This window comes from Pontibacillus sp. ALD_SL1 (assembly GCF_017355605.1).
In genome coordinates this window covers 1,649,393-1,674,943 of sequence record NZ_CP062974.1, presented here as the reverse complement: position 1 = coordinate 1,674,943, position 25,551 = coordinate 1,649,393, and the positions used below count along the sequence as shown (strand labels likewise).

Sequence of the window (25,551 nt, the reverse complement as noted above, 5' to 3'; positions counted from 1 at the left end):
AGTCATCATCCTTTATCAATCTACAAAACCAAACCGTTCCATTGGCCAATAAATAAACCTGGTTTCCCCTACTATCCTCTCTAGTGGGATCAGCCCAAGCATACGGCTATCAGTTGAGTTATTTCGGTTATCCCCAAGTAATAGAACATGCCCTTCAGGAATGGTTTCATAGTTCCCTTTTATATCTTGTAATCGAAAATCAAACGTGTAGGATTGATTCTCTGAAAGTCGGTCTAATCTTTCTTTTAAGAACGTTTCCTCTACAGGTTCTCCGTTCACATATAAAGTATCATCCCGGTATTCAATGTGATCGCCCGGGAGGCCAATTACTCGTTTAATATAATCTTTCGTTTCTGTTGCATGAAACACAACGACATCAAAACGTTCTGGTTTTCCAATAGTGTAACTAAATTTATTCACAATCATGTGGTCACCATTTTCTAGCGTCGGAAGCATAGATGGCCCGTCCACTACGATTGGAGCAAATAAAAATACGCGGATGACAATTGCTAAAATGGCTGCAACGATCAACGCTTTTATCCAATCAAGCCATTCATTTCTTTTCTTCGTCATCCAGCTTCCCTCCACTATGTAAACAACATCTGTTATAAGTCATTATAGAACAAAAAGGAGCCTGTCTAAACAAGCTCCTTTCTTTCGTGTTCATCTTAGCGAATTTCTTTAATGCGTGCAGCTTTACCACGTAGGTTACGTAGGTAGTAAAGTTTAGCACGACGTACTTTACCACGACGAACAACTTCAAGTTTATCAACGCGTGGAGAATGTACTGGGAACGTACGCTCAACACCAACGCCAGAAGAAATTTTACGTACAGTGAATGTTTCGGAGATGCCTCCGCCACGGCGCTTAATTACAACACCTTCAAACACCTGAATACGTTCGCGGCTTCCCTCAACAACTTTAACGTGAACTTTTACAGTGTCACCAGCTTTGAAACGTGGAAGATCCTCGCGTAGCTGTTCTTTAGTAATTTCTTGGATTAGATTTTGCATCCTGTTTCACTCCTTCTTCACCAATGCTCTTACCTGGATTTACCTGGTAGCGGAACATCGTAATTAGACTTAAGCTCAACGCCTAAGCACAAGTTTTAATATAGCATAATTACAACAATGATGCAATATGCTTTTAATCATCCTGCCATTCATTTATCCATTGTTTTTCTTGATCGGTTAATGAGCGTTGTTCAATGAGATCTTTACGCCTCTCATAGGTTCTCTTTAAAGACTGTTTATGTCTCCATTCATCAATCTTTGCATGATTGCCTGAGAATAACACCTCAGGTACTTGCATGCTACGGAAATCACGAGGCCTCGTGTAGTGAGGGTGTTCTAATAACCCATTTGAGAAGGAATCTTCAGGTGCTGATGATGCGTTCCCTAGTACACCAGGCAACAAGCGTACGACACTATCCATGACAACCATAGCCCCTAGCTCACCACCGGTTAACACATAATCCCCTATAGAGATCTCATCTGTTACAACATGCTCCCGAATTCGCTCATCATAACCTTCATAATGGCCACATAAGAAGATTAAATGATCTTCCTGAGCTAACTCTTCTGCCTTAGCTTGAGAGTGAGGCTCCCCTTGTGGGCACATAAGAATGACTCTTGGCTTTTTCCCTTGCTTATCTTTAATGGCATCTACTGCGTCAAAGATCGGCTGAGGAGATAAAACCATACCAGCTCCCCCTCCGTAAGGGGTGTCATCCACCTTTAAATGTTTACTTTCGGTATAATCTCGAAAGTTAACAGTCTCATATGAAAATGCATCTAAGTCTTGAGCTTTTTTCATAATAGATGTATTGAGTACCCCACTGAACATTTCAGGGAACAAAGTCAAAATATCAATATGCATTAGTCTAGCAGCCCTTCCATAGGTTCAATTGTAATCGTTTTGTTGTGGATGTCTATTTCTTTTACAACTTGTTCGATATAAGGAATTAAGGCATCCTTTTTCTGAGGACGCTTTACGACCCAAACATCATTTCCACCAGGACTTAAAATTTCTTTCACGGTTCCCACAACATCCTCTTCAGTTGTTTGAACGGAACAACCGATAATCTCATGGTAATAAAATTCTCCTTCATCCAGAGGAGTTTGTTGCTCTTTCGTGATCGCTAATGTACCACCTTTTAACGATTCAACCTCATTTAATGAACTATACTCCTCAAAATGAAGAAGGTGAAAGGATTTATGCATACGATGACCTTTAATCGTTAATAGAAGGGGTTCTTCTTGCTTTGACTGCGGAACCCAGTATACTTCATTTCCTGGTTCAAAACGGTCTTCAAAATCTGTAACTTGAATTACGCGAATTTCACCGCGTACGCCGTGTGTGTTCACAACCTTACCTATTGTATATAATTCTTTATCCATTCACATCACCTATTTATCAATCCGGATTACTTTACCATCTTGAACAACAATCGCGCCCTGGTTCATTTGTTCGTCCCATATATCCCCTACTTTTAGGTCTACAATGGATTCTACTTCCCCATCTTCTATTTCACTGCCTAATGGTAGGATTTCTAGTTGTTCGAGTTGATATTCAAGCCACCGAATTTTTTCTTTTCTTTTATCGATTTCTCGATTAAAACGCTTTGCTACTTCTTCACGAGAGACATTTTGTTTTACTTCAATTTTTCTTTTTTCAAAGGAAAGTTGCTGACACTCTTCATCAAGTCTCGCTTTCCTTGTTTCAAACTCTTGCTGCAGTGTCTCTTTACTTGTTTCTGTAAGAACTCGTTTTACTGATACACGTTTGATGATATTCATCATATTCGCTCCTATAATCGTAAACGACTCTTCCATACATAAAGTGATTTGGTTATAAGAAGAGCAAGTTACATGAAAAAGTTTAACCTAGTAAAAAAGGGAAAGGTGGCCCCTCTCCCTTTTTACATAATATCTAAATAAATTCGCTTCTTGGAATTCGATCCTGCCGCATATACAACCGTTCGGATGGCCTTAGCCACTCGTCCGTGTCTACCAATTACCTTGCCGACATCATCTTTGTGAACAGATAAGTGATACGTAAGTTTACGCTCTTCTTCTTGCTCTGTAACGGCAACATCATCTGGATGATCAACTAGTGGACGTACAATGGTTTCAATTAAGGCTTTCACGTTATCACACTACTTTACTTTTGAGTTTTTTGTGCGTGAAACTTTTCCATAAGACCTTGTGTTGAGAACAAGTTGCGAACTGTGTCAGATGGCTTAGCACCTTCTGTCATCCAGTTAAGAGCTTTTTCTTCATTTACAGTAACCTCTGTTGGGTTAGCTGTTGGGTTGTACGTTCCGATCTCTTCGATGAAACGACCATCACGTGGGGAACGAGAATCTGCTACTACTATACGATAGAATGGGTTACGCTTAGAACCCATGCGCTTTAGGCGAATTTTTACTGCCATATTAAATACCTCCATATTTTCAAATGCTTATTTTTACTTAACACAATTTTAGATTTTAGCAGAGAACTGCGAGTGTGTAAAGGGGTTTTGCATTACATATTAATAAAAGTGTAAGCGAGAGATAAAAAGCGGAAACAGTTTGGTCAGAACCGTACGGGGGCCCACACGAGGTGGGTCAGTTCGACGTTGCCACAGGACGTGGCGGCCTTAGTCGAACTCCACCTGCTTATTTGAGCCAATATAACACCTTTAATGAACTTTGTCTCTATTAAGCCTTGTTATTAAACCGCTTCGACCACAGTCCAGCTCCAACGGTTAGGGCCTAGCGCGATAAGCAACCTACCTGCAGTGGCTAATCGCCACTTCCGGCATTTTGCTTATCCGTACGGCCCTGTTCACCCCGCCTGCGCTTTTCCAGATGTCCAGCTCCGGCGGGGAGGAGCTAGCGCGATAAGCAATCGACTTGCAGTGACTAACGTCACTTCCAGTCGCTTGCTTATCCGTACGCTCCTGTTCACCCCGCCTGCGCTTTTCGTTTTACATAAACGGTAATTTAAATCCGCCGCCTTTACCTTTTTTACCTTTTTGATTCGTCATCTGCTTCATCATTTTCTTCATGTCGTTGAACTGTTTTAATAAACGGTTCACTTCGGATACGTTTCGGCCGGAGCCTTTGGCAATTCGTTTTTTACGACTTGCGTTCATAATACTTGGATCGTTTCGTTCGGCTTTGGTCATGGATTGAATGATTGCTTCGATGTGATTTAATTGCTTCTCATCTATGTTAGCATTCTTCAAACCTTTCATTTTATCAGCGCCTGGGATCATGCCGATTAGTTCATCGAGTGGTCCCATATTACGAACTTGGCCCATTTGTTCTAAGAAGTCGTCCAATGTGAAGGAGGCGTCGCGCATTTTTTGCTCAAGCTCTTTCGCCTGGTCTTCATTCACTTCAGATTGGGCTTTTTCAATTAACGTTAGCACGTCTCCCATCCCTAAGATACGAGATGCCATGCGTTCAGGGTGGAACGCTTCTAGCTGATCAAGTTTCTCACCCATACCGGCAAACTTAATTGGTTTGTCTGTTACAGCTTTGATTGATAGCGCAGCACCACCACGGGTGTCACCATCTAACTTAGTTAGGACTACTCCACTAACGTCTAGCTGCTCATTAAAGGATTCTGCTACGTTGACAGCATCTTGACCTGTCATCGCATCAACAACTAGGAAAACTTCATCTGGATTCACGTTTGAGTGAATTTCTTTCAACTCACCCATAAGATTCTCGTCAATATGAAGACGACCAGCTGTATCAATAATAACATAGTCATTATGATTCTCTTTTGCTTGAGCAATTGCTTCATTAGCAATGTCTACTGGGTTTGCCTCTGTTCCTTTTGAGAAAACAGGCATATTAAGCTGAGTACCAAGCGTCTCTAACTGGTTAATTGCAGCAGGACGGTAAACGTCAGCTGCTACTAATAAAGGATTCCTATTGTGGTTTTTCCGAAGATGATTAGCAAGTTTACCTGTAGTGGTTGTTTTACCAGCACCTTGAAGACCTACCATCATAATAACTGTTGGTGGGCGATTGGCCACAGCAATTTTGCTCTGGTCTCCTCCCATAAGATCAGTTAACTCTTCTTTCACAACTTTAATCACTTGTTGACCTGGAGTTAAACTCTGCATAACTTCTTGTCCAACCGCACGTTCTTTTACGCGTTTCACAAAGTCTTTTACAACTTTGAAGTTAACGTCCGCTTCAAGAAGCGCAAGGCGGACTTCACGGGTCATTTCTTTTACATCTGCTTCGGTTACCTTACCTTTGCCTTTGATCTTTTGGATCGAATTCTGCAGTCGGTCGGCTAAACCTTCGAATGCCATATAAGCCGCCCTCCTAATCTAAGTTCTCAAGGGTCTCAATGATTTCTAACGCGTCATCAGACCCTTTCTGAACGGAATCTTTCAATTGCTTCAACAACCTTTGTCGCTTTTCAAAACGATCGTATAAGTCTAACTTCTGTTCGTATTCTTCAAGCATAGTTTCTGTTCGTTTAATATTGTCATATACAGCCTGACGACTTACATTGAATGTTTCAGAGATCTCCCCTAAAGAATAATCTTCAAGGTAATAGTACTCCATATAACTTCGCTGTTTATCTGTCAGTAATTCTTGGTAAAAATCAAACAAATAGTTCATGCGTGTTGTTTTCTCAAGCAAAGTAAGCACTCCTTGTTAAGTGAAATGCCTTTACATATACAAATAGTACAAAATAAAGGTGTGATCTGTCAAGTTTATCCCGATGAATTATTCTTGTTCTGACTCTTCAAGCATATCAGCAAATAGGCCATAAACGAAAGCATGGGCATCAAAGGATTGAAGATCTGTCACCTTTTCGCCTAGTCCTACGAACTTAACTGGTATATCTAATTCATTCCGTATCGCCATAACAATACCACCTTTAGCGGTACCATCAAGCTTTGTCAGCACAATACCGGAAACATTCGTCGCTTCCGAGAAGGTCTTTGCTTGACTCAAGGCATTTTGGCCTGTAGTGGCATCAAGAACAAGTAACGATTCATGAGGAGCACCTGGTATTTCACGTTCAATTACACGCTTTACTTTGGATAGTTCGTTCATTAAGTTAACTTTGTTTTGCAGACGACCAGCTGTGTCACACAATAGTACATCTGCTCCCTTAGATTTCGCCGACTGAATGCCATCATAAATAACTGCAGCCGGGTCACTTCCTTCACTATGACGAATAACAGGCACACCCACACGATCACCCCACACTTCAAGCTGCTCAATCGCACCTGCGCGGAATGTATCACCTGCAGCCATAACAACATTCTTTCCTTGTTGTTTAAGTCTGTGAGCCATCTTACCAATTGTTGTTGTTTTCCCTACACCATTTACCCCAACGAAAAGGAGAACAGTAAGCCCGTCTTGATTAAACGTAATCTCTTCAATTTCTTCGTCATCATTTCCATAATAGATGTCGACAAGTTTTTCTGAAATGACTTCTCGCACCTCACGGGTATCTTTAATGTTCCGGCGCTTCACTTCCATCTTTAATTCATCGATTAAATGCATAACTGTGTTTACACCAACATCAGCAGAAATAAGGATTTCTTCTAGTTCTTCGAAGAAATCTTCATCAACTGTACGATAACGTGCAACAAGGTCATTTACTTTAGTTGCAAAAGAGTTACGAGTTTTCTCTAACCCCTTTTTAAACTTCGTTGAAATGCTCTCTTTTTCTTCTACTTCTTCTGCTATTTCTTCTTGTACTTCTTCATGTACTTCTTGTTGTACTTCTTGTTCTTCTACAGGGGTTGCTTCAACAACCTCTTCCTCTTTAGGTTGTTCTTCAACAACCTCTTCAGAAGTTGTCTCAGTGAAGTCTTCTTTTACTTCATCTTCTTCGGTCGAGGTAGAAAGTTCTTGTTGCTCATCTTTATCAGGGTCGTCTTTAAGATTGTCTACGTCTTCTCTTTTACTAGAATCGTCCTGTACATGCTCATCTTCTTTTACAAATTTCTCTTTTAACTTCTTAAAAAATCCCATTTTACCTACTTCCTTTCTAAGAACGTTATATTAATTCCTTAGTCTCTTCCAAACGAACAGAGACAAGTTTTGAGACACCAGACTCTTGCATCGTTACCCCATATAAGACATCCGATTCTTCCATCGTCCCTTTTCTGTGAGTGATGACAATAAACTGTGTTTTAGCACTAAAACGTTTTAAATATTGAGCAAACCGGGTTACATTTGCTTCATCAAGTGCTGCTTCTACTTCATCGAGTACACAGAATGGAACAGGGCGCACTTGAAGGATTGCAAACAGAAGAGCGATTGCTGTTAGTGCACGTTCTCCACCAGATAACAACCCTAAATGCTGCAACTTCTTACCTGGAGGTTGTGCTACAATTTCAATCCCTGTCTCTAAAATATTGTCAGGGTCAGTCATTCTAAGGTCAGCCCTGCCACCTCCAAAGAGATCTTTAAAGACATGAGTGAACTCTTCCCGGATTTGAACGAACGTACTCTCAAAGCGACGCTCCATCTCTCCATCCATCTCGGAAATCACACCAAACAACGTATCTTTCGCCTCTAGCAAGTCTGTTTGCTGATCTGTTAAGAAGGTGTGACGTTCTTTAATGCGATCATATTCTTCAATGGCCCCTATATTAACGGTACCTAATTCATCAATAGCCAGACGAATAAGCTTTACTTGTCTCTTCGTGGCATCGATATCTTCTACTTCAGGGTAAGTCGCTTTTGCCTTCTCGTAAGAAAGCATATATTCGGTCCTGAGGTGTTCAAGTCGATTTTCAAGCTCCACATCAAGACGGTTGGCTTTAACCTCTTTATCCTGGATGTCTTGTACCAAGGATTGGTACACCCGTTTGTTCTCTTTTAACTCAACCTCGATTTCATTTATCTTTTGAGAGCGGTTGGTGCGCTCCTCACGCCTAGTTCGTATTAGTTCGCTATTTGTTTCTTTTTGATTTCGTTTTGCTTCAATTTGAGCGTCAATCTCTTCTTCTGTTTCTTTAGACTCAGCAATATCTTTTAACTGGTCAAGCTGAGATTGTTGTTCTTGCTTGGAAGACTGAACTTCTTCTAATTGAACGAGAAGAGCTTCTGTTTTTTCCTGCTGGTTTTTCACTTGTGTTTGCTGCTCTGCATGTTCAATTTGCAATTGATTTAATTCTTGTTGAAGTTGATCATAACTTGCTTTTTGAGTCGTTTGCTGCTCTGTTAGCTGATCAATATCTTTCTGAATGATGATTAGATTCTCTTCAATCGTTTCTAGTTCAGTTGTTAATTTCTTATTCCGCTCTTGTAGAGAAGATCGGTCATCATCAAATTGAGCTTTGTCTTGGTCATAAAGGGAGAGCTGATCGTTTAAATTTTGTTCTTGTAATTCAAGTTCCCTCAAGCGTCCCCTGCTTGCTTGTTCTTCAAGCCTTGATGATTCAAGTTGCTGTTGTAAAGTCGAGCGTTTTTCTTTCTTCTCTTTAATTTTCTCTTTTAAGTCCTTAACTGTTTGCTCATATTGTGCGCTTCTTTGCTCAAATTGAGTTAACTTTTCTTGTAACTCCTGTAGCTCTTGGTCTCTTGTAAACAGCGACTGGTTACTCTTTTTCTGCGCGCCACCTGTCATGGAACCACCAGGGTTTACTACATCCCCTTCCAATGTCACAACGCGGAAACGCCTTCCAGTTGCTTTTGCGATCTCATTGGCATCCTTTAATGACTCTGCTATGATTACATGTCCCATAAGGTGTTGAATGGCTTTAGAGAAGTGCTCTTCATATTGCACGAGCTCAGAAGCTACCCCAACAAAACCATTTATTCCTTTAGCTATATTTAACTTTTCTGAAGGAATATATTTTGGTTGGATCGTAGGTAGTGGCAAGAACGTAGCTCTACCTCTGTTCGTTTGTTTTAACCAGTTAATAGTCTTACGAGCAGTAGCTTCATCTTCCATCACAACATGCTGTGCGGCTCCACCAAGCGTCGTTTCAATAGCTGTCACATAATTTTTCGGGATATCAATGAGTTCAGCAACGGCACCTTTAACGCCTTTTAGTTCACCAGACTCACGTGCTTTTAAGACTTCTTTTACCCCTTGGAAAAAACCTGCAAAATCTTCTTTTAAGTCTTCAAGCATTTCTTTTTTAGAACGTAATTTCTCTAAATGTTGATAGCCCTGATAAAGTTTAGATTGCTTCTCCTGATATTCCTTCTCCTCATGTTCAAGCTCTGTCTTAACACGGTTTAAGCTTTGCTCTTGTTCTGTTCGTTTAGCTGTAACCGTCTCAAGTTCTTGTTCTAAAGTGCCTTTTTGTTTTTGGATAGCATCGCGGTCATCAATAAGGTCTTTAAATTTCCCTTCAAGACGAGTCGTTCTCACATCAAACTGCTCTAGTTGTTGGCTTACAGACTGACGTTCGTTACGTTTGGCAGCCTGCTCATTAAGCTGTTCAATATAATCACTCTTTAAGCTTTCTATTTTTTCTTCCTGATTGCTATCCAATTGATTCAATTGTTCCCAAACCTTGTTTAACTTTTCTTTAGTCGTATTCGCTTGGGATGTGACACGATCTAACTTAGACTGCTCTTCGTCGTATTGTCCTTGAACAGTTTCTTCACGATCCTGAAGTTTGGTAACATCCTCTTCCAGTTTGGAGCGGTTTTCGGTGTAGTGTTTCTGACGTTCACTAAATAACTCTTTCTTTCCTTCTAGGTTTTCAAGCTCCTGTGTCAAAACTAATAAAGCTTCTTGCAACTCTTCAATAGAGTCATCTAAGGCCTTCATTTCGTTTCGCTCTTCTTCCACATTTGCTTCTTGATTAGAAGTGAGCACACGCAATTCTTGTTCCCGAGCTTTTTGAGTTTCTAAATCTTTCAACAATGCTTCCCAATCTGCGTGTATAGTCTCAATTTCTGCTACCATTAGAGAAACTTCATAATTCTCAAGCTCTTCTTTCTTCTCGAGGTAGTCTTTTGCAATAGCCGCTTGTTCTTTTAACGGCTCTAATTGCCCTTCTATCTCATAAATAATATCTTCTACCCGGTTCAAGTTTTCTTGTGTTTCTGCTAATTTGTACTCGGCTTTTTGTTTACGCTTCTTATATTTAAGAACACCAGCAGCCTCTTCAAAGATGGCCCTGCGCTCTTCGGCTTTTGAGCTTAAAATCTCTTCTACTTTTCCCTGTGAGATAATAGAGAAAGCTTCCCTACCTAGGCCGGAATCCATAAACAAGTCAATGATATCTTTTAAACGACATGCTTGTTTATTAATTAGAAACTCACTTTCTCCAGACCTATACACTCTTCGCGTGACGGAAACTTCCTGATAATCAAGAGGAAGTGTGTGGTCTTCATTATCGAGCGTTAATGTAACTTCTGCAAAATTAAGCGGTTTACGGGAATCACTACCCTGAAAAATAATATCCTCCATTTTAGAGCCACGAAGAGATCTAGCTGATTGCTCACCTAGCACCCATCTTATGGCATCTGTGATATTACTTTTCCCGCTTCCGTTCGGACCTACTACTGAGGTGACGCCTGGCACAAAATCTACAGTAATCCGTTCGGCAAACGATTTAAATCCTACTGTATCTAAACGTTTGAGGAACATGTTAACTTCCTCCTATGTAAAACTATTTTTTGTATTTCTGCGATGAATAATTTCAATTTCAACTCATTTATTTTATCATAAACTATAAGGTGTTAGAAGAAAGCATTCTAGTAATGAAAAAAGAGGAGAGAGATTTATGGATTTAAATACCCCAACAAATGATAATTTAGTGTTTATGATCAACACACTAGCCGAGCAGCTTCAAGTTGTTAACCGAGGTTTAATGGACCCTGAAGACTACGACATCAAGCATTATGAAGATATCAAAGACATGTACGACATGGTTCAAATGAAAAAAGGACAACTTAGCGTCTCAGAGCTCCAAGCTGTTGTTGGAGAACTAGGTAAATACCGCGTTAAAGCATAACGTTTAAGACAAGCCTATTCACATAGGCTTGTCTTTTTTGTTGTATGAACAGCCCCATAGCGTCAGCATAACGTCGGTTATATTGCACTCGCATATGGCCTATTCTCGCTAGTCCCCACCTCACGCTCAATATCGCCCAAATAAAACATTCTCTAGGCAGATAGAAAAAGCTGCTAGCGGGAGCCAGCAGCTTTTTTACACCTCTATATCGAAAGCATCAAGTGCTTCCTTAGCAGCATTTTGTTCTGCTTCTTTTTTCGTTCGACCAATGCCAATTCCAGAACGGTCACCTTGTATGAAAACATGTGCGATAAATTCACGATTATGAGCTGGGCCTCTTTCTTCCACAATCTCATATTCTATAACGCCATTACGTTCTCTTTGAACCACTTCTTGTAATTGACTTTTATAATCCATCGCATGCGAAAAAGCACCTTTATGAATTTTAGGATAGACAAACTCTTCAAGAAATCGAATAACAGTCTGGAAGCCTTGATCCAAATAAATAGCTCCGATAAACGCTTCAAATACGTCTGCTAACAGAGCAGGACGCTCACGACCACCTGTCATTTCTTCTCCTTTGCCTAAGAAGATCAGGTCACTGAAATGTAAATCATTTGCGAAACGAACGAGTGATGCTTCACAAACAATTGAAGCGCGATATTTCGTTAATTCGCCTTCAGTCATCTCTGGATGCTTACGGTATAGATATTGCGATATTGCTAATTCTAGTACAGCATCCCCTAAAAATTCTAATCGTTCATTGTCGTCATATTCTCGGGTGCGATGCTCATTCACATAGGATGAATGGGTGAAAGCCTGCTCTAATAACTTTTTACTCTCAAAGCTTATCCCAATTCTATCTTGAAATTTCGTGAAATCCACTGTCTCATGCCACCTATTCTTATTATTAGAATTACATACAGAGAAAGTCTCGCATCTTGCGAGACTTTCTACCTTTATTGTTACTTGCTGTTTATGTAATTCACAGCATCGCCAACTGTCTCAATTTTCTCTGCATCTTCATCAGAGATCTCCATGTCGAACTCATCTTCAAGTTCCATAACAAGCTCAACCACATCTAGTGAGTCTGCTTCTAGGTCATCTTTAAAGGAAGCTTCCATGGTTACTTTTGAGTCGTCTACATCTAGACGTTCAACAACTATGCCTTTTACTCGTTCAAATACATCTGCCATCGTTGTTCACCTCCCTTCAGTAATTATAGAAGATTTCACATTAAAATACTAGGTCATGAGAAGATTTTATCTGTGGATCTTTATAAAAATTACATGACCATGCCGCCATCTACATGAAGAGTTTGACCCGTCATATAGTTGGCATCGTCAGACGCTAAGAAGCGTACGACTTTTGCGATATCTTCACCTTGTCCTAAACGGGACAATGGAATCATCGATTGCATACTCTCAACTTGTTCGTCTGTCAGTTCATCTGTCATATCCGTTTCAATAAATCCAGGTGCAACGGCATTGACAAGAATATTACGAGCAGCTAATTCTTTAGCAGAGGTCTTGGTTAATCCGATCACACCTGCTTTAGCGGCTACATAGTTAGCTTGTCCAGGGTTTCCACTAACGCCAACAACAGACGCTATATTAATAATTTTCCCGCCTTTTTGCTTCATCATCGGACGTGTTACAGCCTTCGTTGTCAAGAAGACACCTTTAAGGTTCGTATCTATAACTTGGTCAAACTCCTCTTCCTTCATTCGCATAAGAAGGTTATCACGGGTAATACCTGCGTTATTGATTAATAGATCAATACGACCAAACGTTTCAGTAACCTGTTTAACCATTGCTTTTACTTCTTCTTCTGATGAGACATTTGCCTGGATCTTAATGCCCTCTGCTCCTAAAGAAGTAATTTCATCTACAACGTCTTGAGCCTTCTGTTCGCTGCCTGCATAGTTCACAGCTACTCTAGCCCCTTGTCTTGCAAGCTCTAAAGCAATAGCACGACCAATTCCGCGAGATGCACCAGTTACAAGGGCCACTTTCCCTTCAAGCATATGTTAGTCCTCCTTATACCATTCCAGAAATGCTTCTAAGCTTTCTGGGTCTTGGATGTTAAATGTTTTCATTCGTCGATTAACTTTACGAATCAAGCCGCTTAAGACTTTTCCATTTCCAACCTCCACAAAGGCATCGATGTCTTGGTCCATCATGTAACGAATGGTTTCTTCAAAACGAACCGGAGAATAAAGTTGTTCGACTAAAGAATTAAAAATTTGATCTTTGTCTTGAACAGGTTCTGCTGTTACATTGGCAACCACCGGAACTTCAGCCTCTTGTAAGGAAACACCTTTTAGTTCTGACTCAAATTGCTCACTTGCAGGTTTCATTAGACGAGAGTGGAAAGGACCACTTACATTAAGAGGGAGGGCACGCTTTGCACCTTCTTCTTTCAAACGTTCACACGCTTGATCTACGCCTTCTTTTGAACCTGAAATAACAATTTGACCTGGGCAGTTATAATTCGCAACCTCCACAACTTGCCCTTGGTCCCGAATTGCTGAAGTTACATGTTCGATTCTTTCAATATCTAACCCGAGTACAGCAGCCATGGAACCTTGACCAGCTGGGACCGCTTCTTCCATAAGCTGACCACGCTTTTGTACTAAAGACAATGCTTCTTCTTGTGACATTGTCCCGGCAGCTACATGAGCGCTATACTCACCTAAACTATGTCCTGCAACAAGTTCAGGTTTGATGCCTTCATCTTTAAGTAATTGAGCAATCGATGTACTAAGTAGAAGAAGAGCGGGTTGAGCATTCTCTGTCTTCGTTAGCGTTTCCTCTGGCCCTTCTAACATGTATTGGCTGAGAGAAACACCTAAGCGATCGTCCGCTTTAGCGAACTGCTCTCTTACACTTTCATATTGATCATAGAACGCCTTTCCCATACCAACTTCTTGAGAACCTTGTCCTGGAAAGACAAAAGCTATTCTTTTCATTGATCATCATCCTTATCCCAGTCCATATTTTGAACCGTTTCTTGTATAGCTTGATTTACCTCATGGTCAACCATGTGACAAGCTTGTTTAATAGCGTTATATACTGCACGAGCATCAGAAGAACCATGAGCTTTTATAACAGGTGCGGCAAGACCAAATAATCCAGCTCCACCATATTCAGAATAATCTAGCTTACTCTTTAACCCACGTAGATTTTCTTTAGCCATACTAGCAGCCAACTTAGTCTTCCAATTTGTCATAAATGTATCTTTAATCATAGCAAACATAGACATAGCTGTGCCCTCTATTGTTTTAAGGGTTACATTCCCAGTAAAACCATCCGCCACAACAACATCCGCTACACCATTCAGCAAATCGCGCGCTTCCACATTTCCTACAAAATTAATCGGTGCGCCTTGCAATTGCTTGAATGTCTTCTTAACAAGATCATTCCCTTTTCCGTCTTCTGTACCAACATTTAAAAGACCAACTCTAGGGGAATTTATGCCACGCACTTGCTCTGCATAAACAGATCCCATCACGGCGTATTGTACTAGGTGGTTCGGTTTTGCATCAACATTCGCCCCTACGTCTAGTAGTAAAAAACCTTTTCCATCTACTGTAGGAAGCGTTGGACTAAGCGCAGGGCGTTCAATTCCCTCAATACGTCCAACAACGAACAAGCCAGCACTCATAAGCGCCCCTGTGTTGCCAGCAGAGACACAAGCATCCGCACGTCCTTCTTTAACTTCTTTCGCCATCAATACCATTGAAGCATTTTTCTTACGACGAACCGCACGAACCGGTTCGTCTTCTGAAGTAATCATTTCATCTGTATGTACGACCTTAATGGCTGAGTAGTCTTCGTTCATGTGTGAACGAATCTTGTCCTCTTGGCCAAATAAGGTGATTTCTAGGTTCTCTATATTTTTTACCGCTTCTATTGCGCCTAATACGATTTCTTTAGGAGCATGGTCTCCTCCCATTGCATCGACTGCTAATCTCATGGTTAGGCCTCTCCTTTTTCATCATTTGAACGATACATGACAAAGACACCAGAAAAAACAGTCTCTTGGTCAACCACACTTTCTACTTCTACAATGGTACGACCTTTGTCATCGTTCCCTTTAACTTGTGCCTTTGCTACAACGCGTTCCCCTTCTTTTACCTGACGTGTAAATCGAATTTCAGACTTAGCCGTCAGAGCAAGTTCATCATTAATAACAGCCACAGCCAAAGAGTTTGCCTGTGCAAACAAGTGATGACCTCTGGCGATTCTGTTACGAGAGAATACGTGTTCATCTTTTATATCTAATATCGAGATTGCTTTATGATCTAACTCCAAATCAACCACCTCACCAATAACCTCCTCTAGAGGCAGGGCTTTAACCGTTTCATTCCATTGGTAGGTAGCGACCGACTTAATTCGTTCACGAAGTTCAGGAATTGATAGTTCCATTCGATCCAAACGTATTGTTTGGATACTAACCCCATATTTCTTGGCTAATTCCTCATCTGTAATGAACGGAGTCATCTTAATCGTTTCCTTGAGGCGCTGCTGACGCTCTTTCTTCGATAACTTCATCTATACACACCGTCCAATTATGACTAGGTACTAATAGTAATATATAATACCTCCCTATCTTATGCAAGGATTGTTTCTTTAATCCAAAACTTCTCCTTTTAGAATAGGATCATTCATTAAGATGTTAAACAGCGGCTGGAGGGATGGGTCTTTCTTAAAATGATCCTCTTCAATCATTTTCTGCGCATCTTGACGAGCGGTTTCTAAAGCTCGATAATCATGCACCATATCTGCAACTTTAAACTCTGGAACGCCACTTTGCTTCCTTCCAAAAAAATCACCAGGGCCACGAAGTTTAAGGTCATGCTCAGACAATTCAAATCCATTTGTGGTTTCACTCATAATCCTCATACGCTCTTTACCTACATCTCCTTTTGGATCAGCAAGTAAAATACAGTAACTTTGATGGCTGCCTCTCCCAACACGACCTCTTAACTGATGAAGTTGTGACAAACCAAAACGATCAGCATCGTATATAAGCATTACCGTTGCGTTGGGAACGTTCACACCCACCTCTACAACCGTTGTAGACACTAATACTTGCACTTCGTTATTGGCATACTGCTTCATCACTTCATCTTTTTCCTCAGATGTTAAGCGACCGTGCATCAATCCCACTTTTATAGATGAAGGGAAATAAGCAGTAAGCTGATGATAAGTATCTACAGCATTCTGAATGTCAAGCTTGTCGGATTCTTCAATTAACGGGCTAATTACATACGCCTGACGACCTTCTTCGACTTCATTTTGGATAAATGTTAAAACACGATCTAACATTTGATCTTTCACCCAATAAGTCTCAACAGCTTTGCGCCCAGCTGGCATTTCATCAATTACAGAAACATCCATATCACCAAAAGCTGTAATAGCTAGAGTTCTAGGGATTGGTGTTGCGGTCATAAAGAGCACATCAGGTATCAAGCCTTTGTCACGAAGCGTTCGGCGCTGCTCTACACCAAAACGGTGCTGTTCATCTATAATGGCTAGTCCGAGATCACTAAAGATAACTTCATCTTGAATTAACGCATGTGTTCCTATGATAATATCGGCCTCATGGTTCGCAATTTTTTCTAGGACTTCTTTACGACGCTTTCCTTTAACGCTACCTGTTAAAAGGACAACATTGGCCTTATCTCCAAACAAATCTTGCAACGATTCATGATGTTGCTCCGCAAGAATTTCCGTAGGAACCATTAGAGAACCCTGTTTCCCTGAAGTAATAGTTGCATATAAAGCTATAGCTGCTACCGCAGTTTTACCAGATCCTACATCCCCTTGAAGCAAACGGTTCATTCGGTAAGGAGAGCTCATATCTTTTAAGATTTCTTTTAGACTTTTGGACTGCGCCCCTGTCAACGCAAAAGGTAAGTCATTTGTAAATTGAGTAACGGACTCTTTATCAAAGCTTTGTGCATTACCGGTCGTAGCTTCTCGTTTAATTTTTCGGAGGAGCTGCATTTTCAATTGGAATAACAAGAATTCTTCGTATATAAAACGACGTTTTGCATGCTTTAACACGACCCGGCTTTCCGGGAAATGCATGCCATATAGTGCTTTAGAACGTTCCGGTAACTTATATGCTTCCAAATAAGAAGAAGGCAAAACCTCTTCTATGTAAGAACCATAATGATCTACTGCAGTTCTCATCCACTTTTTAAACGTTGGCATTTTCATATTCCCTTTTAAAGAGTAGACCGGTTGAATTGGTGTGTTTGATTTTGCTCTACCTTTATAATAATGACTTACCGTAATCTGCAAACGATGCTGGTCCCACTTGCCTGTAACAGTAACCGTATCACCTGGTTGAAGCTGTTTCTTAGCAAAAGCACGATTAAACATAACTGCTTTCACAGCAAATTGTTCCACTTGTAACGTAATGGTTAAGCGTGATTTCTTCTTTCCAAAAAAGGTGAGGGAAGGTTCACCTACAACCTCCCCTTCAATAGTAGCTTTTTCATCGTGTACAAGTTCGGTCAACGGCTTTACCTCGTGAACATCATAACGAAACGGAAAATAAAAAAGAAAATCTTCAATCGTGAATATTCCCATTTCATTTAGCGTTTCTCCAGTTTTCTCACCAACTCCTGACAATTGTAAAACCGATTGTTGTAGCACTTGTCTCACTCACTTTTTAAATTTATTCCATATACTTTCGCTTCTAGCTCTCGTCCTGTCGGTGTAGCCGCTAAACCACCTTGAGCTGTCTCTCTAAGAGCAACAGGCATTGTTTGACCAATCTTATACATAGCATCAATAACTTCATCACACGGGATGCGACTTGTTACACCAGCAAGAGCCATATCTGCTGCAACCACTGCATTAGAAGCTCCCATCGCATTTCGTTTCACACACGGAACTTCCACAAGGCCTGCAACAGGATCACACACCAACCCTAGCATATTTTTAAGAGTAATCGCCATTGCTTCAGCTGATTGCGCAGGTGTACCTCCTGCCATTTCTACGATCGCAGCAGCTGCCATACCTGCAGCTGATCCCACTTCTGCTTGACAACCTCCAGCAGCACCTGAGATGGATGCATTGTTTGCAACTACAAATCCAAATGCACCTGAAGTAAATAAATATCTTACCATTTGCTCACGCGTTGGGTTTAATTGGTTTTTCACAGCGAATAGTGTACCAGGTACACATCCCGCACTCCCTGCTGTAGGTGTTGCACATATGGTTCCCATCGCCGCATTCACTTCATTCGTAGCTACCGCTTTACTTACTGCATCCATTAACAAGTTACCCGAAAGCGGGGTGTGGTTTTTCATATAGTTTTGAATGAGTACAGCATCTCCACCCGTTAAACCTGAGTGGGACTTAACCCCTTGCAGCCCTTCCTCTACTGCGTTTTCCATCACCTTAAGGTTTTCTTCCATTTGTCCAAAAACCTCTTCACGAGATCGCTCACGAACCGCCATCTCCTGACGAATCATTAACTCTGATATAGATACTCCTTCACTTTCACAACGCTCTATTAACTCCGCTACATTACGAAATAAGATTTTCATGTATGATTCCTCCCCTATTCTGTTAATCTACAACTTTCGCTACTTGCAAGATATGATCACAACTTTCAAGTTCTCTTAAAAGGTCATCACTAACATTTTGGTCTACCTCAATAACCATAAGGGCTTCTTTGCCCATTTCTTTTCTCGAAACTTCCATATGCCCAATGTTTATCTCATGCTTGGCAAGCGTTTGAGTGACAGAGGCAATAGAACCAAATCGGTCGTTATGCATAACCAAAATAGCGGGGTGATTACCTGAAAGACGTAACTCAAATCCATTTAGTTCAGTAATTTCCGCTTTTCCTCCACCGATTGATATACCAACTAATTCAAGATCCCCATCATCATCCCCGATCCTTACCCGAGCCGTGTTGGGATGATCTGTATGAGCATCTTCCTCTTCAAACTGAACTTTAATTCCTTTTTCTTTTGCCAAATCAAGCGATGTGCTAATTCTAGTATCCCACGTTTCAAAATCAAGCACGCCACCTACAATGGCAACATCTGTACCATGACCTTTATACGTTTTCGCAAATGATCCATACAAATGGACGGTTACCCACTTAGGCTCCCTACCAAATAACGTACGAGCTACTCTTCCTATACGAGCAGCACCTGCTGTATGTGAACTAGACGGCCCAATCATAACCGGACCAATAATATCAAAAACAGATTTAAACTTCACTGTTACCACCATCCTATCCATTTATAATGATCATCTATTTCCTTTATACACGTAATTGTAAGCGCATTCAACAAGTAAGAGTGTTTTCGATCAACTCTTTTATTATAACAAAGATAAAGAAAAACGAGTATGAAGAGTAGTTGATAAAATTCACAGACTTCCCTATAATAAAACTTTGTGGATTATGTTCGGCATAATCGGGTGGGAGAGGGCAATTTTATACTGAGGGTTTTATATGAAACAACGTAACCCTGATTCACAAGGAGCAAAGACATCCCTGAAAACAGAGATGATGGCAGGGTTAATCGGATATTTAACGACTGTATACATTGTGGCAGTTAATGGTTCGATTCTTAGCGAAGCCGGTATCAGCTACCAAGCTGGTATGATCGCTACCATTTTAGCTAGCTTTGTGGGGTGCTTAATGATCGGTTTTTGGGCAAACGCTCCTATGGTATTAATACCAGGAATGGGCGTTAACGCCTTGTTCGCCTATTCAATCGTACAAGGTGGAGGGCTTTCTTTCCAGGAAGGATTAGGCGTTGTTCTTGTATCGTCAATCCTTTTTATCGTTATTGCTCTAACCAAATTAGGCTCATGGCTCCAAGAAGCTATACCTGACTCGTTAAAGCACGCCATTACGGTTGGACTAGGTCTATTTCTTACGTTTATTGGGCTTGAGAAAGGCGGCTTAATTACGCGCGGGGAACATTCTTTGATTGAACTAGGGCATTTCACTTCCCCAACCGTGCTTGTTAGTCTACTAACTTTGGCGGTAGGCATATTCCTATTCATTAAAAATGTTCCTGGTCATTTTCTGTTAACCATGGGAACTGGAACGGCGTTAGCCTATCTGTTCGGAATTCTAGATGGAGGCATAACCAGCATTGCATTAGACGCACAGTGGGTTTTCATCCCATCTTTCAGCGCAGTAGACGAACTCGCCTTTTGGTTAGGTGTATTTCCGTTAACGATTGTACTCGTCTTTGAGAACATGGGGCTCATCAACGGTCAGCTATCTATGGTGGGAGACATGAGTAAGTTTAAGCGCTCCTTCCAGTCCACAGCTTTTTCAAGCCTAACATGCGCTTTCTTCGGCACATCGCCAACCGTGTCCTCGGCAGAAAGCGCAGCAACGATTGCCTCAAATGGTCGTACAGGTAAAGCAGCCATCACTACAGGCGTATTGTTTTTGCTCACCCTTGGACTAATCCCGTTTATATCATGGATTCCTTCCATGGCGATTAGCCCTATATTGATTATTGTAGGGGCCCTTATGGTACAAAACATTCGCCATATTGCCTTTGACGATTTATCAGAAGCAATGCCCGCTTTCTTAATCATTGTAATGATTCCGTTCACAAACAGCATTGCTGATGGAATGGCCTTTGGCTTTATCGCTTACCCCATTGTTAAAATGGCAAGTGGTCAAAAAAGCAAAGTCACCCTTCCTGTAATGGTGATCGCAGGCATGTTCCTAACTGAATTCATCATTAAAGCATTAGGGTTGTAACCCTATCCTTTCAGATGTAAATTAGAGCATTGGACTGTTATACAGTCCAATGCTCTTTTTGTATGTAGATTTGGATTGAAGACAATGTCTATTTGCTACGAATGGAGAATTGCTCCCGCCAATTTTAATGGAGCGTAAGGTGGACCTGGAAATCACTCGCTTTCCGCGGGCGAGCTGACGAGCTTCCTCGTTCGCTTCGCTCTCTGCGGGATCTCGTCTACCTCTTTCTCCCGCAGGAGTCTCGCAATTTCCAGGTCCACCTTCGCCAAATAGAGCAGAGGCGGGAGCACCCATATATGGTAGGCGGGACTAAAAACAAGAACGATACTGTTCCGTTTGCCCAACAATCATAACCTAGCCTATTTAAAGTAACGGACCACCATTTCTAGATCCCTCAATTTCTAGTCTTCAGTATTCTTACCCTAAAGAAATATCAACATTAACCTATAACAAATGAATAAGAAAAGCAGTTCAATTAAGGGGGAAAAGCTTCTTTGTCCTCCAAAATTGAACTGCTTTCGTTACATACACCTTACTATTCCACTGAGAAAATAAAAGAATAGATTGGCTGGTTACCTTTATGAACTTCTACTTCAAGATCTTCAAAGTTTTCTTCTAAGAAGCTCTCAAGAGCCTCAACCTCTTCTGTCGTAGCGTCTTCACCCTGAAGAATGGTTAAGATCTCATCTTCTTCTTCATCAATCATGTCTTGAAGAAGTTGTTTCGCTGCTTCAAGTTTGTCTTGATGAGTGGAAGAAATGCTACTTTCTAGAATCCCCATAAAGTTCCCTTTTTCAATCGTCATTCCATCAATTTGAGTATCACGTACAGCATATGTTAGCTGACCTGTCTTTACAGCTGCAGCGGCTTCTTTCATACCTTCCTGATTCTCTTCAATCGATTGTTCAGGGTGGAATGAAAGTAGTGCACTCATACCTTGAGGAACTGTTTTTGTAGGAACCACAACAACGTGATCCTCTGCTAATTCTGCAGCTTGTTCAGCAGCCATGACTATGTTTTTATTATTTGGCAATACGATAATTTGTTTCGCATTCGCTTCCTGAATCGCGTTTGTAATGTCCTGAGTACTTGGGTTCATCGTTTGCCCGCCCTCGATTACAACTGTAGCTCCAAGGCTTTCAAACATCTCTTTAATGCCACTTCCCATTGCAACAGTTACAATAGCAAATTCAGCTTTTTCTTTCTTTGCAGGCTTTTCTTTCTTCTGTTCGCCTACAATGGATGTGTGCTGTTCACGCATATTTTCAATCTTCATATTAACCAAACTACCATAGCGCTGACCTAGTGTTAGCGCTTTACCAGGCGTCTCAGCATGGACGTGCACTTTAATGAGCTCGTCGTCTGATACGACAAGTAAAGAATCTCCAAGCTCACTTAGGTCCTCTCTGAAAGCATCTTCATCATATGGGTTTTGAGCTAGTTTATCTTCTTCGAACTTCACCATAAATTCTGTACAGTATCCAAACTCTATTTCATCGGTGCTCATGAAGTCTTGAGCGAGTTTATGGTGTTCAGCATTAACCATATCATCCATACTTGGACCGGCTTCATTCGTAGCAGGTAACTCTTCGCCTTTTAAGTTAGCCAAGAACCCTTCATAAATCGTAACAAGACCTTGACCTCCACTATCAACCACTCCAACCTCTTTCAGGACTGGTAGCAGTTCTGGAGTGCGTTTCAATGATGATTTTGCATTCTTAATCATTTCTTCCATGAAAACAACAATATCTTCTTCCTGGTCAGCAATCTTGTTAGCAGCTTCAGCGGAATCTTTAGCCACAGTAAGAATTGTGCCTTCAACAGGTTTCATTACTGCTTTATAAGCAGTTTTAACACCCTGGTTCATTGCCTCAGCAAAATCAGTTGTTGTAATCGTTTCTTTATCCTCAATAGCCTTTGAGAAACCTCTAAAGAGTTGTGATAAGATTACACCTGAATTACCGCGCGCGCCCATCAACAACCCCTTAGCTAAGCTTTTAGCTACTTCACCTACGTGGTCTGCTTGTACATTTCTTACTTCATTCGCTCCTGATGTCATTGATAAATTCATATTCGTACCTGTATCACCATCTGGAACAGGGAATACATTAAGAGCGTCGATCATATTCGCATTGTTTGTTAAATGGGTTGCTCCTGCGAGCACCATTTGCGCAAACGTTGCTCCATCTAACGTCCTTATCGTCACTCCGACTTCCTCCTTCGTCATCCACTAACTTGTCTGATTAATCATTTGCCACACGTACACCCTGAACATAAATATTCACAGAGTCTACGGACAAGCCAACTGTTTTATTTAATGTATACTTCACTTGTGATTGTACATTAGAGGCAACCTCCGAGATCTTCGTCCCATAGCTTACGATAATATACATATCAATATGTGTTTCTTCTTCTTCTTGACGGACAATGACGCCGCGTGCGAAATTCTCTTTACGCAATATTTCTGTAAGACCGTCTTTGATTTGATTTTTTGAGGCCATTCCTACAATTCCGTAGCATTCTACAGCTGCACCGCCAGCTACAGTTGCAATCACTTCATTCGTAATGGTTACGTGACCAAAGTTCGTATTTAAATCAATGGACATATTGGATCCTCCTTCGTTCTCTTCCATACTTATCGTCATTTTACTATAACGAGCTTGAATTTAAAAGTGTGGTTGATGGAAGAAACGCGACACATTCTCTACAATCGAACACTTTCATTGACTAATTCGCATAAAAGCTTGTGAAAACCCCATTTAACAATGGACGAAAACAATTTATCTGTCAAGTGACTTTTCTTGATATATTTCGTCAAACTTGTTGAAATCTTAACGACGGTATGATAAATTAAATAAGTATTTGATGATATACATGAAAGCTTTAGTGCAAGTAGGAGGGAAAATTATGAGTCGTAAATGTGCTGTTACAGGCCGTAAAACAACTACTGGAAACAACCGTTCACACGCTATGAACGCTAGTAAACGTCAATTTAAATCTAACGTACAAAAAGTACGTGTTATGATCGACGGTAAACCTCAAAAGGTTTACGTTTCAACACGTGCTCTTAAATCCGGTAAAATTCAACGCGTTTAATCGCTAACCATTTTACCATACAAAAAAAGCACCCTTTGGGGTGCTTTTTTTGTATCCAAAGATAAGAAATTACTACAAATGAGAACGTGTGTTAGACGTCGTACGCCTTTAGTCTTTTTTGAAGGTACCTATGATGACGCGCACGAAACCACCAATGAAGCGTGGGAGTTTAATGGTATAAAATTTCAACTGGTCCCCCTCCTCTAACATACAATGACCTTTAATAGCCTTAGGATTTCCTAGTTTCACTTAGTACATCTCGGCTCTTTATTAGTAATAGTATGCCATGCTCAAATGAAAAAGTACCTTTTTCTGAAATAAGCTTATTCGACACACACAACGTAGACCCCCATGGGACAAAGGCATTTTCTAAAGGATAATAAAAGCCTTCAAGCGTTAGCCCCCGAACCTCAGGAGTAAATGGAATGAAGGAAATGTTCGGATAACCAGGGTCAAACTGCACTTCGTGGTGCCCGGGTGATTTACACTCAACCCAATTCCCCTTATCAATAATCACCCCTTTAATCCCTTGCGCTTCTAGTGGAGCTAGAATTTGCAAGTTTGTTAAAGCATGATCCAACCTTCCTCCTGTGACACCAAAGAAGTAAATAACTTCTGGATTCAACGTCAAAGCCGTCCTTACAGCAATTTCTAAATCAGTTTCATCCTTTTCAGCCGGATGCTTTGTAAACTCCTTTGTACAACGCTTAATCTTTTCTAATTGTTCTTCAGTAACAGAATCAAAATCCCCTACAGCAAAGTCTGGGGAGATCCCATCGTCTACAAGGGTGATAGCACCATGATCAGCCCCAATCCATGTAATCTCTTCTTCTTTGTATTGCATTAATGAGGGAATGTGCTCACTTGGCCCTCCCCCAACTATTGCGATCCCTTTCATCATTTCACCCTTTCTACATTCTATGAAAAAAGGCTGATCCCATTCCTAAAGGGTCAGCCTTTTTGTTATCCAGAAAATTAAAAACGGTTAGTTGATAGAACTCATCGAAAGCGAAGAGTCTATTTCCTATTGAGATCCGACGCACTGTGTGCTACTCTCTCTGCTATTTAAAGCTACACGCGAGTAGCTAATAACGATTGAATAGCTTCTCCTCGGTCCTCTTTATTAAAGACAGCACTTCCCGCAACAAGAACGTCTGCTCCTGCTTCTACACATGTTTGAGCTGTACCTTCTTTAACTCCACCATCAACTTCGATCTCAAAGTTATATCCAAACTCTTCCCTCAAGTTTGCCACCTCTTTGATTTTAGGAACAACATTTTCAATAAATTGCTGCCCCCCAAACCCAGGATTAACAGTCATAAGAAGAACTAAATCCACATCAGGCAATACAGACTTGATCATCTCTACCGGTGTAGCAGGGTTTATGACTACACCTGCTTTTACACCAGCTGATTTAATCAACTGAATTGTTCTATGAAGGTGAGGGCACGCTTCTTGATGAACTGAAATAATATCTGCTCCAGCAGAAGCGAACTGCGGAATGTACTGATCTGGATTTTCAATCATTAAGTGAACATCAAGCGGTAAGTTAGTATGTGGTTTAATTGCATCAACAATAAGTGGTCCAATCGTGATGTTCGGAACAAAATGACCATCCATCACGTCCACGTGGACATATTCAGCGCCGCCTTGTTCAATATCTTTTATTTCTTCTCCTAACTTAGCAAAGTCAGCAGACAATATAGATGGAGCAATTTTTGTCATAGA

Annotated in this window: 28 protein-coding genes; 3 read left to right on the top strand and 25 right to left on the bottom strand. The window is 40.9% G+C overall.

Annotated features, from left to right (window positions below; genetic code table 11):
- Positions 1-15 precede the first annotated feature (15 nt).
- The 11 genes from lepB to smc all read right to left on the bottom strand — a co-directional run bounded on the left by lepB (position 16) and on the right by smc (position 10,592).
- A complete protein-coding gene (lepB, locus tag IMZ31_RS08425; RefSeq protein ID WP_207530071.1) occupies positions 16-573 on the bottom strand; it encodes a signal peptidase I in 558 nt (185 codons plus the stop codon).
- Between the two features lie 95 nt (positions 574-668).
- A complete protein-coding gene (gene rplS, locus IMZ31_RS08420) occupies positions 669-1,013 on the bottom strand; it encodes a 50S ribosomal protein L19 (RefSeq protein WP_207530070.1) in 345 nt (114 codons plus the stop codon).
- Positions 1,014-1,146: 133 nt separating this feature from the next.
- Entirely contained in the window at positions 1,147-1,878 is a 732-nt protein-coding gene (trmD, locus tag IMZ31_RS08415; RefSeq protein ID WP_207530069.1) for a tRNA (guanosine(37)-N1)-methyltransferase TrmD, read from the bottom strand.
- Entirely contained in the window at positions 1,878-2,399 is a 522-nt protein-coding gene (gene rimM / locus IMZ31_RS08410; RefSeq protein ID WP_207530068.1) for a ribosome maturation factor RimM, read from the bottom strand. Before rimM ends, trmD begins: the two co-directional genes overlap by 1 nt.
- Positions 2,400-2,408: 9 nt before the next feature.
- Complete coding sequence (locus IMZ31_RS08405; RefSeq protein ID WP_207530067.1) at positions 2,409-2,798, bottom strand: YlqD family protein; 390 nt, start codon at positions 2,796-2,798, stop codon at positions 2,409-2,411.
- Positions 2,799-2,920: 122 nt separating this feature from the next.
- Positions 2,921-3,148, bottom strand: a complete 228-nt coding sequence (locus IMZ31_RS08400) for a KH domain-containing protein (protein ID WP_207530066.1) — start codon at positions 3,146-3,148, stop codon at positions 2,921-2,923.
- A gap of 14 nt (positions 3,149-3,162) precedes the next feature.
- Positions 3,163-3,435: a 30S ribosomal protein S16 gene (gene rpsP / locus IMZ31_RS08395; RefSeq protein ID WP_036778634.1), complete on the bottom strand. Its 273-nt coding sequence runs from the start codon at positions 3,433-3,435 to the stop codon at positions 3,163-3,165.
- Between the two features lie 537 nt (positions 3,436-3,972).
- Complete coding sequence (ffh, locus tag IMZ31_RS08390; protein ID WP_036778632.1) at positions 3,973-5,319, bottom strand: signal recognition particle protein; 1,347 nt, start codon at positions 5,317-5,319, stop codon at positions 3,973-3,975.
- A gap of 13 nt (positions 5,320-5,332) precedes the next feature.
- Positions 5,333-5,656: a putative DNA-binding protein gene (locus tag IMZ31_RS08385; RefSeq protein ID WP_207530065.1), complete on the bottom strand. Its 324-nt coding sequence runs from the start codon at positions 5,654-5,656 to the stop codon at positions 5,333-5,335.
- Between the two features lie 87 nt (positions 5,657-5,743).
- Entirely contained in the window at positions 5,744-7,006 is a 1,263-nt protein-coding gene (gene ftsY / locus IMZ31_RS08380; RefSeq protein ID WP_207530064.1) for a signal recognition particle-docking protein FtsY, read from the bottom strand.
- 25 nt (positions 7,007-7,031) lie between these two features.
- Complete coding sequence (gene smc, locus IMZ31_RS08375) at positions 7,032-10,592, bottom strand: chromosome segregation protein SMC (RefSeq protein ID WP_207530063.1); 3,561 nt, start codon at positions 10,590-10,592, stop codon at positions 7,032-7,034.
- Positions 10,593-10,728: 136 nt separating this feature from the next.
- Between smc and IMZ31_RS08370 the strand changes: the two genes are divergently transcribed.
- Positions 10,729-10,959, top strand: a complete 231-nt coding sequence (locus IMZ31_RS08370) for a DUF1128 domain-containing protein (RefSeq protein ID WP_036778623.1) — start codon at positions 10,729-10,731, stop codon at positions 10,957-10,959.
- 195 nt (positions 10,960-11,154) lie between these two features.
- Here the strand turns inward: IMZ31_RS08370 and rnc are convergent, their stop codons facing one another.
- The 9 genes from rnc to sdaAB form a co-directional block, all read right to left on the bottom strand.
- Positions 11,155-11,844 carry a ribonuclease III gene (gene rnc / locus IMZ31_RS08365; RefSeq protein WP_207530062.1) on the bottom strand — a complete coding sequence of 230 codons (690 nt, stop codon included), beginning with the start codon at positions 11,842-11,844 and terminating at the stop codon, positions 11,155-11,157.
- 80 nt (positions 11,845-11,924) lie between these two features.
- On the bottom strand, positions 11,925-12,155 hold the full coding sequence (gene acpP, locus IMZ31_RS08360; RefSeq protein ID WP_036778618.1) for an acyl carrier protein: 231 nt from the start codon (positions 12,153-12,155) through the stop codon (positions 11,925-11,927).
- 89 nt (positions 12,156-12,244) lie between these two features.
- Positions 12,245-12,985: a 3-oxoacyl-[acyl-carrier-protein] reductase gene (fabG, locus tag IMZ31_RS08355; protein WP_207530061.1), complete on the bottom strand. Its 741-nt coding sequence runs from the start codon at positions 12,983-12,985 to the stop codon at positions 12,245-12,247.
- 3 nt (positions 12,986-12,988) lie between these two features.
- Positions 12,989-13,930, bottom strand: coding sequence for an ACP S-malonyltransferase (gene fabD / locus IMZ31_RS08350; protein ID WP_207530060.1), 942 nt, complete (start codon positions 13,928-13,930; stop codon positions 12,989-12,991).
- The gene (gene plsX, locus IMZ31_RS08345) at positions 13,927-14,937 is read right to left on the bottom strand and encodes a phosphate acyltransferase PlsX (RefSeq protein WP_207530059.1); all 1,011 of its coding nucleotides are present in this window, start codon (positions 14,935-14,937) and stop codon (positions 13,927-13,929) included. Before plsX ends, fabD begins: the two co-directional genes overlap by 4 nt.
- Positions 14,938-14,939: 2 nt before the next feature.
- Positions 14,940-15,515, bottom strand: coding sequence for a transcription factor FapR (gene fapR, locus IMZ31_RS08340; protein ID WP_207530058.1), 576 nt, complete (start codon positions 15,513-15,515; stop codon positions 14,940-14,942).
- A 78-nt stretch (positions 15,516-15,593) separates the two neighbouring features.
- Positions 15,594-17,630, bottom strand: a complete 2,037-nt coding sequence (gene recG / locus IMZ31_RS08335) for an ATP-dependent DNA helicase RecG (protein ID WP_207530057.1) — start codon at positions 17,628-17,630, stop codon at positions 15,594-15,596.
- A 5-nt stretch (positions 17,631-17,635) separates the two neighbouring features.
- The gene (gene sdaAA, locus IMZ31_RS08330; protein WP_207530056.1) at positions 17,636-18,529 is read right to left on the bottom strand and encodes an L-serine ammonia-lyase, iron-sulfur-dependent, subunit alpha; all 894 of its coding nucleotides are present in this window, start codon (positions 18,527-18,529) and stop codon (positions 17,636-17,638) included.
- 22 nt (positions 18,530-18,551) lie between these two features.
- Complete coding sequence (gene sdaAB / locus IMZ31_RS08325) at positions 18,552-19,214, bottom strand: L-serine ammonia-lyase, iron-sulfur-dependent subunit beta (protein ID WP_207530055.1); 663 nt, start codon at positions 19,212-19,214, stop codon at positions 18,552-18,554.
- Positions 19,215-19,449: 235 nt separating this feature from the next.
- Between sdaAB and IMZ31_RS08320 the strand changes: the two genes are divergently transcribed.
- Positions 19,450-20,727 (top strand): NCS2 family permease, encoded by a 1,278-nt coding sequence (locus tag IMZ31_RS08320; RefSeq protein ID WP_242705680.1) that lies wholly within the window; start codon positions 19,450-19,452, stop codon positions 20,725-20,727.
- A gap of 535 nt (positions 20,728-21,262) precedes the next feature.
- Here IMZ31_RS08320 and IMZ31_RS08315 read toward each other — a convergent pair.
- Both IMZ31_RS08315 and IMZ31_RS08310 read right to left on the bottom strand, forming a co-directional pair.
- Entirely contained in the window at positions 21,263-22,933 is a 1,671-nt protein-coding gene (locus IMZ31_RS08315; RefSeq protein WP_207530054.1) for a DAK2 domain-containing protein, read from the bottom strand.
- 37 nt (positions 22,934-22,970) lie between these two features.
- Positions 22,971-23,333, bottom strand: coding sequence for an Asp23/Gls24 family envelope stress response protein (locus tag IMZ31_RS08310; RefSeq protein WP_036778594.1), 363 nt, complete (start codon positions 23,331-23,333; stop codon positions 22,971-22,973).
- A 301-nt stretch (positions 23,334-23,634) separates the two neighbouring features.
- On the opposite strand from IMZ31_RS08310, the gene rpmB reads away from it, so the two are divergent.
- Positions 23,635-23,823, top strand: coding sequence for a 50S ribosomal protein L28 (gene rpmB, locus IMZ31_RS08305; RefSeq protein ID WP_036778593.1), 189 nt, complete (start codon positions 23,635-23,637; stop codon positions 23,821-23,823).
- 108 nt (positions 23,824-23,931) lie between these two features.
- Here the strand turns inward: rpmB and spoVM are convergent, their stop codons facing one another.
- The 3 genes from spoVM to rpe form a co-directional block, all read right to left on the bottom strand.
- Positions 23,932-24,012, bottom strand: coding sequence for a stage V sporulation protein SpoVM (spoVM, locus tag IMZ31_RS08300; protein ID WP_019376515.1), 81 nt, complete (start codon positions 24,010-24,012; stop codon positions 23,932-23,934).
- 40 nt (positions 24,013-24,052) lie between these two features.
- A complete protein-coding gene (locus IMZ31_RS08295; RefSeq protein WP_207530053.1) occupies positions 24,053-24,721 on the bottom strand; it encodes a thiamine diphosphokinase in 669 nt (222 codons plus the stop codon).
- A 173-nt stretch (positions 24,722-24,894) separates the two neighbouring features.
- Entirely contained in the window at positions 24,895-25,548 is a 654-nt protein-coding gene (gene rpe, locus IMZ31_RS08290) for a ribulose-phosphate 3-epimerase (protein ID WP_207530052.1), read from the bottom strand.
- Positions 25,549-25,551: the final 3 nt, after the last annotated feature.

Bases quoted from the DNA above. Each gene is read 5' to 3' on its own strand.
- ftsY (WP_207530064.1), bottom strand. From the start codon at position 7,006: ATGGGATTTTTTAAGAAGTTAAAAGAGAAATTTGTAAAAGAAGATGAG.
- plsX (WP_207530059.1), bottom strand. From the start codon at position 14,937: ATGAGATTAGCAGTCGATGCAATGGGAGGAGACCATGCTCCTAAAGAA.
- ffh (WP_036778632.1), bottom strand. From the start codon at position 5,319: ATGGCATTCGAAGGTTTAGCCGACCGACTGCAGAATTCGATCCAAAAG.
- IMZ31_RS08405 (WP_207530067.1), bottom strand. From the start codon at position 2,798: ATGAATATCATCAAACGTGTATCAGTAAAACGAGTTCTTACAGAAACA.
- acpP (WP_036778618.1), bottom strand. From the start codon at position 12,155: ATGGCAGATGTATTTGAACGAGTAAAAGGCATAGTTGTTGAACGTCTA.
- IMZ31_RS08295 (WP_207530053.1), bottom strand. From the start codon at position 24,721: ATGAAAGGGATCGCAATAGTTGGGGGAGGGCCAAGTGAGCACATTCCC.
- rimM (WP_207530068.1), bottom strand. From the start codon at position 2,399: ATGGATAAAGAATTATATACAATAGGTAAGGTTGTGAACACACACGGC.
- IMZ31_RS08320 (WP_242705680.1), top strand. From the start codon at position 19,450: ATGAAACAACGTAACCCTGATTCACAAGGAGCAAAGACATCCCTGAAA.
- rplS (WP_207530070.1), bottom strand. From the start codon at position 1,013: ATGCAAAATCTAATCCAAGAAATTACTAAAGAACAGCTACGCGAGGAT.
- rpsP (WP_036778634.1), bottom strand. From the start codon at position 3,435: ATGGCAGTAAAAATTCGCCTAAAGCGCATGGGTTCTAAGCGTAACCCA.
- trmD (WP_207530069.1), bottom strand. From the start codon at position 1,878: ATGCATATTGATATTTTGACTTTGTTCCCTGAAATGTTCAGTGGGGTA.
- lepB (WP_207530071.1), bottom strand. From the start codon at position 573: ATGACGAAGAAAAGAAATGAATGGCTTGATTGGATAAAAGCGTTGATC.
- fabG (WP_207530061.1), bottom strand. From the start codon at position 12,985: ATGCTTGAAGGGAAAGTGGCCCTTGTAACTGGTGCATCTCGCGGAATT.
- rpmB (WP_036778593.1), top strand. From the start codon at position 23,635: ATGAGTCGTAAATGTGCTGTTACAGGCCGTAAAACAACTACTGGAAAC.
- sdaAA (WP_207530056.1), bottom strand. From the start codon at position 18,529: ATGAAAATCTTATTTCGTAATGTAGCGGAGTTAATAGAGCGTTGTGAA.
- fabD (WP_207530060.1), bottom strand. From the start codon at position 13,930: ATGAAAAGAATAGCTTTTGTCTTTCCAGGACAAGGTTCTCAAGAAGTT.
- IMZ31_RS08370 (WP_036778623.1), top strand. From the start codon at position 10,729: ATGGATTTAAATACCCCAACAAATGATAATTTAGTGTTTATGATCAAC.
- rpe (WP_207530052.1), bottom strand. From the start codon at position 25,548: ATGACAAAAATTGCTCCATCTATATTGTCTGCTGACTTTGCTAAGTTA.
- smc (WP_207530063.1), bottom strand. From the start codon at position 10,592: ATGTTCCTCAAACGTTTAGATACAGTAGGATTTAAATCGTTTGCCGAA.
- IMZ31_RS08310 (WP_036778594.1), bottom strand. From the start codon at position 23,333: ATGTCCATTGATTTAAATACGAACTTTGGTCACGTAACCATTACGAAT.
- fapR (WP_207530058.1), bottom strand. From the start codon at position 15,515: ATGAAGTTATCGAAGAAAGAGCGTCAGCAGCGCCTCAAGGAAACGATT.